Source organism: Hydrobacter penzbergensis (genome assembly GCF_900106985.1).
GTDB classification, from domain to species: domain Bacteria; phylum Bacteroidota; class Bacteroidia; order Chitinophagales; family Chitinophagaceae; genus Sediminibacterium; species Sediminibacterium magnilacihabitans.
In genome coordinates, this window is sequence record NZ_FNNO01000014.1 from 97,696 (window position 1) to 108,990 (window position 11,295).

Genomic DNA, 11,295 nt, shown 5'->3' on the forward strand with positions numbered 1-11,295 from the left:
AAAGATAGTATGTGTGTTTTAAAAAATGTTTAACAGATCACGAAAACCTTTGAAAAGACTGAATCCTGGCGTGAAACAAACGATTGTTTGTACACAGGAGTAAACCATAACGGGGCATGACTCGTAACTTTAACGTATCAAATTCACATCAAATGAAATGGATATTTTCATTGACTTTGGCCTGCTTGTTGGGGCAAGGTTGTTATTCTCAAAACAATCAAAAGACCGATATGGACCAGCACAAGAAAAACGATAACCCTGTTTATTCGAGAACAGATACAGGTAAAGCGGTGATGAAAGATGAAGATTGGAAACGCGTATTATCACCCGAAGTATATTATATCGCGAGGCAAAAGGGTACTGAGCGACCCTGGAGCAGCAAGTTTGAAAACCTGAAAGAAGTGGGCACTTATTATTGCGCAGCATGTGGCAATGCGCTGTTTAAAAGCGATACCAAATTCGAAAGCGGTTGCGGATGGCCGAGTTTTTACGAGCCCATCAGCAAAAGTTCCGTTATTTATTTACCGGATAATAGCCTGGGTATGAGCCGTACCGAAGTGGAATGCGGCCGCTGCAAAGCGCACCTGGGCCATGTGTTTGAAGATGGTCCCCCGCCCACCGGTCTTCGTTATTGTATCAATGGCGTGGTGCTTGATTTTGAAAAGGCGAAAGAAGCGGAGAAGCACTATACCGAGAAAAAGAAATCCGAGTAAAACGATGGTGCATAAATAATGAGTTACTTTGCGTGCGGGCACATTTTAAATGATACGTATGAATCAACCGAAACTGAGCCACCTTGCAGAGACACTCATCGGCAGTGAGATCGTGAAGCTGGGCAATGCCATCAGCGAAAGGATCAGGGCAGGCGAAAAAATTTACAATTTTACCATCGGGGACTTCGACCCGGCTATCTTTCCCATTCCGGCAGCACTGGAAGCAGAGATCATCCGCTGCTACAAGGAACACTACACCAACTATCCTGCAGCGGAAGGGATACTGGACCTGCGCAAGGCGGTGAGTTTGTTTTTGAAAGAACGTGAAGGGCTTGATTATACCGAGCAGGAAATACAGGTAGCTTCGGGCGGCAGGCCATTGATCTATACCATTTTCAGGGCGATTGTAGACAAAGGCGATAAAGTGATCTATGGCGTTCCTTCCTGGAATAACAATCACTATGCCCATATGACGGCCGGCGAGCATTGTGTGATCGAATGCCATCCCGAGAATGATTTCATGCCTACGGCGGCCGATATCAAACCCCATATCAAAGGTGCAGCGCTGCTTTGCATTTGCACCCCGCAGAACCCTACCGGTACCACCCTTACCAAAACGGCGCTGGAAGAGATCTGTGATTTGGTGCTGGAAGAAAACAAACAAAGGGCTGCAGGCGAAAAGAAATTGTACCTGATGTTCGACCAGATGTATTGGACGCTGACTTTTGGTAATACCCGGCATTACAACCCCATAACGTTGAGGCCCGAAATGAAAGCCTATACTGTTTTTGTAGATGGTATTTCAAAAGCATTTGCGGCAACAGGTGTGCGCGTGGGCTGGTCTATGGGACCCGCTTCCGTTATTGCAAAAATGAAAGCGATCCTGAGTCACCTCGGCGCATGGGCGCCCATGCCCGAGCAAAACGCTGTTGCGAAATTCCTGGGAGAGAAAGAAGCCATCGATCATTATCTCGCTCATTTTAAAGCAGAGATCAATGAACGGCTTCAAAAAATATATGCAGGGTTCATTGCACTGAAAGAAAAAGGATACGCGGTAGATGCTGTTGCACCACAGGCTGCGATTTATCTTACCGTTAAAATAAATCTTACAGGTAAAACAACAACTGCGGGCGCTGTTTTACAAAAACAGTCAGACGTTACTTCTTATATACTGCACGAAGCCAAACTGGCAGTGGTTCCTTTTTCTGCATTTGGCGCAGGAGCCGACAGTCCCTGGTATCGCCTGAGCGTAGGAACCTGTAAGAAAGAGGAGATTGGGGAAGTGTTTGAAAAACTGGAAAAAGCCCTTGCTGCGCTGAAGTAAGTTCAGTTTTTATTGTTTATGAACACAAAGGGTTTATCAACAGCAATGGTATCCCGGATGGCTTTTTGAATCAGGTGTGGTTTGCAAAGGATGCGCCGATGGTTGATATCAATGATCTCGTTAGCAGTGCAGAAATTATTCCAGCTTTCTACATGATATAAAAGCGCGTTCAATTGTGCAACGTGCAACTCCAGTTCTTGCCGGCTGAGGTGCGACTGATTGGTGAGGACAAGGATATCTCTGTTGACGCTTTTCATTAATCACGCTGATTACCTGTGTGCGGAAGGGCAACCACAAAATGCGGGTTTCTTGTTTTTATTGAACACACCACATGAGCCCATCACCGTTATCAATAACAGTAAAATGAATAACCGGTTTATTTTCCTTTGCATAATCTGACATCTAAATTACTACTTTACAGTTTAAAATAAATCAAATCGGACAGCGTGCCGGGAACTTTTAACATACAACGGGTTTTGGTGGCCCCGCTCGATTGGGGCCTGGGACATGCTACCCGTTGCATACCCATCATTGATGCATTGAACAAGCAGGGTTTTAAGGTATTCATAGCAGCGGAAGGCGCACAAAGAGCGCTGTTGGAGAAAGAATTCCCGGAACTGACGATGCTCCCACTCAAAGGCTATCGTGTGCGGTACAGCAGGAAAATGAGCTGGTTGCCATTTAAACTGCTGGCGCAACTGCCAGGGTTATTGCAGACCATTGCACGGGAACACCGGTGGTTGGAACAGGTTGTTGAAACGCATGCGATAGACCTGGTGATAGCTGATAACCGGTATGGCCTTTACAGTAATCGCGTACCCTGTGTGTTCATGACGCACCAGTTGCGGATCAAAGCGCCTTATAATTGGCTGGAATCGCTGATACAAAAGATCAACTACCATTATATTGAACGGTTCAAAACTTGCTGGGTGCCGGATGATGCTTCAGAGAACAATATTGGCGGCAGTTTATCCCATCCCCGCAAATTGCCACGGATACCGGTTCATTATATTGGCCTGCTTACCCGTTTTGAGGCGGCGCAGACAGAACACAGGTATGATCGCTGCATCCTTTTGTCGGGCCCCGAACCCCAGCGCAGCCTGCTGGAACAACAGATCTTGCCGGGTCTGACAGCGCTCGGCGGCGAAACGCTGTTGCTTCGTGGAAAACCGGGCAACGATGAAAAATTAGCGCCGATCAATGGCGTGAGGATAGAAAACCATCTGTCTACTACTGCATTGCAGGCTGCTATATTGCAAAGCGACGTGATTATATGCAGGAGTGGCTATACCACCATCATGGAACTGATGGTCTTGCAAAAAAAATCGATACTGATTCCCACACCTGGTCAAACAGAACAGGAATACCTGGCCGGGTTGTTGAAAGAGAAGCAATACGCCTACAGTGAAAAACAAACAGATTTTCGCTTGCCTGATGCTCTCCGTGCATCAGCGGCTTTTCCTTATCAATGGCCGGTATTGCACAGGTTCTGCGAAAAAGATCTGCCAGACCTTTTGAAAACGGCACTTTAAATCAATCGCAGGGATTAATTTTACCGGAGCGATGACCAAGAACACCAAAGCGCACCTGGCCGGATTGGGAGCCAATTTTATTTTCGGTATTAATTATGCCATTATCAAATACGTTACACCGTCTTATATACAACCCCTTGCGGTAAATGTGGTAAGGGTGTTGGTAAGCGTTTCGCTGTTCTGGTCATTGTTTCTCATGAAGCCCGGTACCGCCGCCGGCATTCAGAAAAAAGACATTCCCCGTTTTATTCTCTGCGGCCTCACCGGCATTACACTGAACCAGGTCTGTTTGATCAAAGGGCTTTCCATGACCTCTTCTTTTCATGGCGCTATGCTTTCCCTGGGAACACCCATTTTCATCAGCATCTTCGCTGTTTGGTTGCTGAAAGAAAAAATGAACCTGACCAGGTTAGCAGGACTCGCCTGCGGTATCAGTGGCGCTGCTATACTGATTATGATCAAGGATACCACCGGCAACAATACAAATAATATGCTGGGAGATATGTTGGCGCTGATGGCAGCTATCGCTTATGCTTTTTACTTGGTGCTGGCAAAACCATTGATGCAATCATACAGCGCACTGCATGTTACCAGGTGGGTACTTACAATAGGTGCGCTGGGCATTTTGCCTATAGGATGGGGACCATTTGTGCATACCAACTGGCAGGCATTTCATGCAAGTCATTGGCTGGCATTGGGCTTTGTGGGAGTTGCAGGCACTTTCCTTGGTTATTTGATGAGCGTGTATGCGCTTTCCATCATCGGGCCATCTGCTACAGGGAGCTATATCTATACGCAACCTGTTTTTGCGGCTATTGTTTCCATTCTTTTCCTGGGAGATCATTTTACTTTGATAAAAGCCGCAGCAACTGCATTGATCTTTTCCGGAGTGTACCTGGTAAACAGAAAGCGCGCCTAAAGTTTGGGATAATCGAAAAACAAAAAAGATTTTTCGGCCCATTGAAAATCCTTCCACTGTAAGGTATCGGATTCTACGGCAAAAATGCCGCAGGTAGGCATGTTGTCGATCTTCACGGAACAGAGTTCATTAACGAATGCAGTGATACCGGGGTTATGCGAAAAAATAGCGGCAGACTGATAATGATTATCGATCTGTGAAATGGTACGGAAGAGAACTGCAACAGATGCATGGTACAACTCCGGAACAGCGATGATCTTCTTCTCGGATAAGCGGTAAGCTTTTGCAAAATAGGTAGCTGTGGTAAAAGCGCGAACGGCAGTACTGGAAATGAATGTGTCTATTTGCATTTGTCTTGCGAGCAGCCGCCGGGCCATTTCAGGTGCATCGTAGTGACCCCTGCTGTTGAGGGGCCTGTCGAAGTCGTCCTGGGAAGCATTATCCCAACTACTTTTTGCGTGCCGGATAACCAATAATGTTTTCATAGCTGCTGATACGAAGTTAGAAAGTTTACCTGACCCAACTGATAAAAGCGTCGACACTCATCCACCCCATGGCCAGTACAACCAGCCAACCGGCTGCCTGCATCCAGAGCGGGTGCCGGTAGCCATTCATCAACCGTTTTCGTGTAACGGCAACCAATATGATGGCGAGTGCCAGTGGTAGGATGAACCCATTGATGGCACCGGCAAAAAGCAACAACTGCCTTGGCTTGCCAATGAAAACAAATACAGCGGTTGACAACAGGATGAAAATGGAAATACAAAGGCGTTCATATTTTGCCAGCAAAGGGTGAAAGGTTTTCATGAAAGAAACAGAAGTATATGCAGCGCCAATGACGGAAGAAATAGCTGCGCTCCACAATACAACACCAAATACCCTGTAACCGAATTCGCCTGCTGCAAAACGGAATACACCCGCGGGAGGATTATCGTGCTCAAGTACCGCACCATGTACCAATACGCCCACTGTAGCGAGGAAGAGAATGAAACGCATGAGTCCTGATATAATGATACCGCTCATTGCACTGCGGTTCACTTCCTGCATGCTTTCTTTCCCTTTGATACCGGCATCGAGCAGCCGGTGTGCGCCGGAGAATGTGATATAACCGCCCACTGTACCGCCCACAATGGTTACAATGGCCTGTGAGCTGATGGTCTCTGGAATGAAAGTACGATGAATCGCTTGCAATAGCGGCGGATGCGCACTGAAGGCGATAAAAAGGGTCAGTAGTATTTTAATTGATCCCACGATCTTCGTGAAATGATCGAGCATTTTTCCGATTTCGCGTATCCAGAAAAGCACCAATGCAGCCACGCAACTAATGATAGCGCCGTGTTGAAAAGAAAGCCCGGTGAGCACGTTAACGCCGAGTCCGCATCCGGCAATATTGCCGATGTTAAAGGCGAAGCCTCCCAATATCACCAGCACAGACAACAAATAGCCGAGACCGGGAAGCAACCTGTTGGCCAGGTCCTGCGCCCTTAATTCACTGATGGTAAGAATGCGCCAGGTATTCAGTTGCGCGCCGATGTCGAGTAATAATGAGACCAGTATCACAAAACCAAAACTGTACAACAACTGCTGGGTGAAAACAGTTGTTTGGGTGAGGAAACCCGGTCCGATAGAAGAGTTGGCCATGAGAAATGCCGCGCCCAGGCCAACGCCGCTGAATAAAGTGGGTTTAAATTTTCCGGATCTCAATGTTGTTTTGTTCTAACGCGTGATGAATATGTTTTGCAAAAGAAACGGCGTGCTCGCCATCGCCGTGTATGCAAATGGTTTCTGCCAGGATGGTAACGGGTTTGCGGTTCACGCTGGTAACGGTTTGTTGCCGCACCATCTGCAGCACTTGTGCTGCCGCCTCCTCTTCTGATTTGATCATAGCGCCGGAGCGGCTCCTGGGTGTAAGGCTCCCATCGTCCTGGTAGCTGCGATCGGCAAACACTTCACTCGCTGTTTTCAATCCTGCCGCACGTGCTGCCGAAATGAGGTTACTACCACTGAGTCCGTATAATACCAGGGAGGCATCCACCATTTTAACAGCGTTTGCAATGGTTTCAGCCATGGAAAGATCTTTGGCCGCCATATTGTAAAGTGCTCCGTGCGGCTTCACATGATGCAGTTGGGCTCCCAAATTCCAGGCTATTCGATTCAACAGCATTAACTGTTCGCCTACTAATTCATACAACGCCTGTTCCGGTAAATGCATTTCGTTCCTGCCGAAATTAGCCGCGTCTTTGAAACCCGGATGGGCGCCGATGGCCACCCCATGCTGCAAAGCCAGTTCAACAGTGCGTTTCATGGTATCGGCATTGCCGGCATGATAGCCGCAGGCAATATTGGCGCTGCTGATAAAAGACATCAGTCCGGCATCATGCGGCATACCTTCGCCCATGTCGCAATTGAGGTCGATGGTCATCATTACAATGAAAAATATTCTTGCATACGGAAGGTACAGGAATATTGCAGTTGTTGCAAATGTTGCTCCTGGTGGAGTCGCAGCGTTTCTGCTTCGGCAATGGAAACGGATTCAAAAGCAAGCGCCTGGCCGCTGTCTGACTGTGCGAGTGAAGGAATATCGGCGCTGATCACGTGACCGATACAAGGATATCCGCCGGTAGTCTGGTGATCGGCCATCAGCACAATGAGCTGACCATTGGGCAATAACTGGATGGTGCCTTTTGTTACGGCAGCGGAAACCAGCTCCTGTTTTTCTGTTAATTGCAAAGCTTCTCCTTTCAACCGGTAACCCATACGGTTGCTTTGGGTTGTGATACTGAAAGGGCTGTTGCAGAAATGCTGCCGGCTCGATTCGGAGAGTTGACAAAAAAAAGAACCCTGAACGAATCGAATGCGGTCATTGTTGTACAGTCCGCACAGATCGGCTTTCCAGGGTAAAGCCACCACTTCATTTTCACCGGAAAAATGATAAGGGAACAATTCATTATTCAGTCCGCCCCTGACCGCCAGGTAGCAACGCGCCCCGTTTCTTTTTTGTTGAAAGCGAAGTATGGAATCTTTATTCACTACCAGTGGCTGGTTGATGTTGATGTCTACCCCGTCGATCACGGCGCCAAAATCGGCTCCGCTCAGTGCAATCAAACAATCTGCTGTAAAGTGGATAACAGGGCCGGGGAAATGCATTTCCAGCACGGCTTCACCCTTGCTGTTTCCTACGAGTGCGTTGGCAGTACGGAAAGCGATAAAGTCCATCACCCCGCCCGGACCAATACCCAGGTGTTGCCGGCCATAATGCCCTGCATCCTGTATGCTGTCGAGTATGCCTTTTTTAACGATGTGCAGACTCATGCTCTTTGATTTTTTGGAACTCGGAAAGGGTAATGGGATAGAACAGCACTTCATCGCCCGGTGCGAAAAAACAGGGATTTTTTTTGCGCGGATCAAATACCCGCAAAGGTGTTTGTCCGATCAGTTGCCACCCACCCGGCGAATCAACCGGGTAGATGCCGGTCTGTTCGCCTGCAATACCTACACTACCTGCTTTTACAAGGGTTCTTGGCTGCTGTAACCGTTCAGTGGCGATGCGGGGATCTACCTTACCCATATATGCAAAGCCGGGAAGAAATCCCAGCATATATACGTGGTAAGATTTTGAAGCGTGCATATTGATCACCTGTTCAACTGTTAATCCATGAGCAGCAGCCAGGTTGATGATATCGATGCCCAGGGCAGGATCGTAGCAGACGGGAACATCCACCCTGTTTATTTTCCGGCGGGCGGACAGTTGTACATGGGAGAGCCTTTCGAGGATGATCCTGCCCAGGTAATCAACAACAGTTGAGTTGCCTGTTTTGTTCCGCCAAAATACCAAATCATAAACAAATGCGACACTGCTGTATGCCGGAATACAATCGAGCAGTCCGGCAAGCGGCTCCTGCTGAAAATAGTCGTAGATGGCCATGACCCATTGGTGGATATGTTCATCGATGCATTGACCGAAGTCGATGAGCAGGGCATGATCGCCGATGCTGCGCAGTTGGTAAGGCGGAATCGATAACATGAATTACAAGGTACGTTTTACCATTAGCATAACATAAACAACTTATATACAACCAGTTATCAAAAGATTTATCTGGAGGTGAACAGATTGGCACGGAACTTGAAATGTTTTTTTAAAATCAGATTGTAAAACAAAATTTCAACTCAACATGAAAACCATTATCAAGTCTTCAGCAGCACTGGCAGTAGTTTTATTTTTCAATGCGGCGCAGGCCCAGGTTGCGGCAGGACTTAAAACAACTACCAACGCCACAGTAAATGCTTCAAAGGCAGCAAGTGCGGCAAGCCAGGTAGCAGCCCGTACATCAGCAGCTACCAGCAATGCGGTGAATGCAAGCACCAATGCCGCCGCAAAAGCGTCCGCCGCTGCTACACACGCTACGAATGCAGCTGTTAATACCACCGTTAATACCGCCTCCAAATTGCAAAGCAATACACAGTTAAATGCAGGAGTAGGCGTTAATGCAAAAACAAATGTGAATTCCAATGCCGGCGGTGAAGACAAAGGACAGGTAAGGGCAGCTGAAAGGTCAGAATCTGAAGTACATGGAGATGCCGACAATGCACAAGGCCAGGACCAGGACAAGGATCACCACATAAAAGTTAGAGCAAAAGCAAATGCCAATTCCAATGCCGGTGGTGAAGACAAAGGACAGGTAAGGGCAGCTGAAAGGTCAGAGTCTGAAGTACATGGAGACGCGAATGTAGATGCAAGAGGCAAAGCAAAAGAAATGAAAGAAGATGCCGATGAGACCAATGCAAGAGTAAAAGCGAAAACCGACAGGGCAAAAGCAGCCGTTCACCATGAAATGAAAGAAGCAAAAGAAAAAGCTAAACCCGAAGTGAGTGCAAGCACAGAAGTAAAAGCACAGGGAAAAGTGAAAGCAAGCAATAAGCAGTAATTTTTATATCCAATATATAGTGCTGTTTATAGCACAGTTAAACTCCAGTATCCTTTTTTAAGGCACCATACGTAAGTTGTTGGCTGGGATTAGAATGACATGATAAATCAGACAGGTATGAAAAGAATTATCACGAAATGGTTATGGTTGATGGCAATAAGCTTACCGGTATTTTCCCGGGCACAAGAGGGACCATCTGCCGGTAGCAAACAGGCACCCAAGAACGAATTCAATGCTGCAATCAATTACCAGTCTTATTTACATTACTTTGGGCGAACAGATAGTTTGAAGAGCAGTGGTATTTTTCCTACCGTTGGCTTCCGCCACAAGAGCGGCTTGTATGCGCAAGGAAACTTCATATTTGTTCAGAATAGTGCCCAGCCGACAACTTACACAGGTGCTACCGTAGAAGGCGGTTACCGCTTTCCTCAGTCAGATCATTTTTCCGGGAATATTTTTTATACCCAGTTCCTTTATAAAGACAAGAGCGCATTGGTGCAATCGGCGCTGAAATCGCAGACCGGGATCAACCTGGCGTACACCAACAAAATACTCAACATCAATGTTGGAGGTGATTTGAAGTTCAGCGACAAAACAGACGTTGGCGCTACTTTTGGGCTTGATCATCTCTTTATCATCACAAAGGGCATGATGAAGAATTCAGCCATCGCAATAGATCCTTCTATTTATGCCTATGCGGGCACGCAACAATTCAGCAATACGTACCTGCAGAAAGAAAATGTTTTTGGATTTCCTGTTTCGCAGCAAAATGTAACAGAACATGTTACCCAGTTCAACATCCTGTCTTACGAGGCTTCTATGCCTGTGGTGCTGGTAGTGGGTAAATTCAATGCGGCCGTTATTCCCGCCTATGTGATGCCGCAGAACCTGGCAACGGTAGCCGGAAGGCCCGACCTTACAGAGCGCGGACAGAACATGTTCTACGTAACGGTTAGCGCTGGTATACGCCTGTAATATCGTTGAGCAGCTTACATTTTTTCTGTTTTCATATATGTATTTTGCCATTGCAATAAGCGTGTAAGAGCTTACGATTTGCGAAAAAAAGGCATGTACACTGATTTCCGCGAGCCGCAGCCTCAGCGAAGCCGCGGTTTTTGTTTATTTTTGTACTTCGATAAGCTCCCTGCACACCATAAAATTGAAGTGTATGATTAAGACAGGCAACCCGGTGATCAGTATCTATACTGAAATGACGCCCAACCCCGAAACCATGAAGTTTGTGGCCAACAAATTGTTGTATCCGGGCAAGAGCATTGACTTTGCAGATGAGTCACAAGCAGCTCCGTCTCCTTTGGCGAAAGAGCTGTTCAGTTTTCCTTTCATTAAAAGTGTTTTCATTGCCAGCAATTTCGTAACGCTTACTAAAACAACCGATACAGAAGAATGGCAGGATATTATACCTACCATCAAAACATTCCTGAAAGAATACCTGGAGAACGGCGGTGTAGTGGTGAACGAAGAAGAAGTAGCGAAAGTAAAACACGAAGCCAGCAATGCGGTAAGCGCCGATGACGATGATGTAGTAAAGCGCGTAAAAGAATTGCTGGAAAATTATGTGAAGCCCGCTGTTGAAATGGATGGCGGTGCGATACAGTTCAAAAGCTACAACGATGGTGTGGTGAACCTGATGCTGCAGGGAAGCTGTAGTGGTTGCCCTTCTTCTATGATCACGCTCAAAGCCGGTATTGAAGGCATGATGAAGCGCATGATTCCTGAAGTGAAAGAAGTTGTTGCTGAAGCAGAATAAAAATCAATAGAGATACGATATAAAAGAGGCTGTCTCAAAAGGGCAGCCTCTTTTTATTTTTAAGGGTGGGTTTGTGCACAATGGAGGTGAATAAAAAGATATAGGTTATCATAC

13 protein-coding genes are annotated in these 11,295 nt (G+C 46.9%); 7 read left to right on the forward strand and 6 right to left on the reverse strand.

Annotated features, from left to right (window positions below; all coding sequences use genetic code 11):
* The first annotated feature begins 152 nt into the window (after window positions 1-152).
* Both msrB and BLU98_RS14050 read left to right on the forward strand, forming a co-directional pair.
* Window positions 153-713, forward strand: coding sequence for a peptide-methionine (R)-S-oxide reductase MsrB (msrB, locus tag BLU98_RS14045; RefSeq protein WP_092725779.1), 561 nt, complete (start codon window positions 153-155; stop codon window positions 711-713).
* A 58-nt stretch (window positions 714-771) separates the two neighbouring features.
* The gene (locus BLU98_RS14050; protein ID WP_092725823.1) at window positions 772-2,037 is read left to right on the forward strand and encodes a pyridoxal phosphate-dependent aminotransferase; all 1,266 of its coding nucleotides are present in this window, start codon (window positions 772-774) and stop codon (window positions 2,035-2,037) included.
* Between the two features lie 2 nt (window positions 2,038-2,039).
* Here BLU98_RS14050 and BLU98_RS14055 read toward each other — a convergent pair whose 3' ends face one another.
* Window positions 2,040-2,294: a hypothetical protein gene (locus BLU98_RS14055; protein WP_092725781.1), complete on the reverse strand. Its 255-nt coding sequence runs from the start codon at window positions 2,292-2,294 to the stop codon at window positions 2,040-2,042.
* Window positions 2,295-2,483: 189 nt separating this feature from the next.
* On the opposite strand from BLU98_RS14055, the gene BLU98_RS14060 reads away from it, so the two are divergent.
* Entirely contained in the window at window positions 2,484-3,569 is a 1,086-nt protein-coding gene (locus BLU98_RS14060) for a glycosyltransferase (protein WP_092725783.1), read from the forward strand.
* Window positions 3,570-3,600: 31 nt separating this feature from the next.
* Entirely contained in the window at window positions 3,601-4,488 is an 888-nt protein-coding gene (locus BLU98_RS14065; RefSeq protein WP_092725786.1) for a DMT family transporter, read from the forward strand.
* Here BLU98_RS14065 and BLU98_RS14070 read toward each other — a convergent pair.
* From BLU98_RS14070 to pxpB, 5 genes are read right to left on the reverse strand one after another with little or no spacing between them, the layout of a single operon-like run.
* Window positions 4,485-4,973: a SixA phosphatase family protein gene (locus BLU98_RS14070; RefSeq protein ID WP_092725788.1), complete on the reverse strand. Its 489-nt coding sequence runs from the start codon at window positions 4,971-4,973 to the stop codon at window positions 4,485-4,487. The two genes, BLU98_RS14065 and BLU98_RS14070, sit on opposite strands and share 4 nt — an antisense overlap.
* 25 nt (window positions 4,974-4,998) lie before the next feature.
* The gene (locus tag BLU98_RS14075) at window positions 4,999-6,192 is read right to left on the reverse strand and encodes an NRAMP family divalent metal transporter (RefSeq protein WP_257575001.1); all 1,194 of its coding nucleotides are present in this window, start codon (window positions 6,190-6,192) and stop codon (window positions 4,999-5,001) included.
* A complete protein-coding gene (locus tag BLU98_RS14080; RefSeq protein ID WP_092725790.1) occupies window positions 6,173-6,913 on the reverse strand; it encodes a 5-oxoprolinase subunit PxpA in 741 nt (246 codons plus the stop codon). Before BLU98_RS14080 ends, BLU98_RS14075 begins: the two co-directional genes overlap by 20 nt.
* The gene (locus tag BLU98_RS14085) at window positions 6,913-7,800 is read right to left on the reverse strand and encodes a 5-oxoprolinase subunit C family protein (protein ID WP_257575002.1); all 888 of its coding nucleotides are present in this window, start codon (window positions 7,798-7,800) and stop codon (window positions 6,913-6,915) included. The genes BLU98_RS14080 and BLU98_RS14085 overlap by 1 nt, the downstream gene beginning before the upstream one ends.
* Complete coding sequence (gene pxpB / locus BLU98_RS14090; protein WP_092725797.1) at window positions 7,781-8,512, reverse strand: 5-oxoprolinase subunit PxpB; 732 nt, start codon at window positions 8,510-8,512, stop codon at window positions 7,781-7,783. The genes BLU98_RS14085 and pxpB overlap by 20 nt, the downstream gene beginning before the upstream one ends.
* A 148-nt stretch (window positions 8,513-8,660) precedes the next feature.
* On the opposite strand from pxpB, the gene BLU98_RS14095 reads away from it, so the two are divergent.
* From BLU98_RS14095 to BLU98_RS14105, 3 genes are all read left to right on the forward strand, one after another.
* On the forward strand, window positions 8,661-9,413 hold the full coding sequence (locus tag BLU98_RS14095; RefSeq protein ID WP_092725800.1) for a hypothetical protein: 753 nt from the start codon (window positions 8,661-8,663) through the stop codon (window positions 9,411-9,413).
* A gap of 117 nt (window positions 9,414-9,530) precedes the next feature.
* Entirely contained in the window at window positions 9,531-10,388 is an 858-nt protein-coding gene (locus BLU98_RS14100; RefSeq protein ID WP_092725802.1) for a hypothetical protein, read from the forward strand.
* A gap of 193 nt (window positions 10,389-10,581) precedes the next feature.
* Window positions 10,582-11,181 carry a NifU family protein gene (locus BLU98_RS14105; RefSeq protein WP_026768562.1) on the forward strand — a complete coding sequence of 200 codons (600 nt, stop codon included), beginning with the start codon at window positions 10,582-10,584 and terminating at the stop codon, window positions 11,179-11,181.
* The last annotated feature ends 114 nt before the right edge of the window (window positions 11,182-11,295 follow it).

What these genes read in the sequence shown, in the direction of transcription:
- BLU98_RS14065 (WP_092725786.1), top strand. Translation starts at nt 3,601, where the DNA reads ATGACCAAGAACACCAAAGCGCACCTGGCCGGATTGGGAGCCAATTTT.
- BLU98_RS14055 (WP_092725781.1), bottom strand. Translation starts at nt 2,294, where the DNA reads ATGAAAAGCGTCAACAGAGATATCCTTGTCCTCACCAATCAGTCGCAC.
- msrB (WP_092725779.1), top strand. Translation starts at nt 153, where the DNA reads ATGAAATGGATATTTTCATTGACTTTGGCCTGCTTGTTGGGGCAAGGT.
- BLU98_RS14070 (WP_092725788.1), bottom strand. Translation starts at nt 4,973, where the DNA reads ATGAAAACATTATTGGTTATCCGGCACGCAAAAAGTAGTTGGGATAAT.
- BLU98_RS14050 (WP_092725823.1), top strand. Translation starts at nt 772, where the DNA reads ATGAATCAACCGAAACTGAGCCACCTTGCAGAGACACTCATCGGCAGT.
- BLU98_RS14105 (WP_026768562.1), top strand. Translation starts at nt 10,582, where the DNA reads ATGATTAAGACAGGCAACCCGGTGATCAGTATCTATACTGAAATGACG.
- BLU98_RS14100 (WP_092725802.1), top strand. Translation starts at nt 9,531, where the DNA reads ATGAAAAGAATTATCACGAAATGGTTATGGTTGATGGCAATAAGCTTA.
- BLU98_RS14095 (WP_092725800.1), top strand. Translation starts at nt 8,661, where the DNA reads ATGAAAACCATTATCAAGTCTTCAGCAGCACTGGCAGTAGTTTTATTT.
- BLU98_RS14085 (WP_257575002.1), bottom strand. Translation starts at nt 7,800, where the DNA reads ATGAGTCTGCACATCGTTAAAAAAGGCATACTCGACAGCATACAGGAT.
- BLU98_RS14080 (WP_092725790.1), bottom strand. Translation starts at nt 6,913, where the DNA reads ATGATGACCATCGACCTCAATTGCGACATGGGCGAAGGTATGCCGCAT.
- pxpB (WP_092725797.1), bottom strand. Translation starts at nt 8,512, where the DNA reads ATGTTATCGATTCCGCCTTACCAACTGCGCAGCATCGGCGATCATGCC.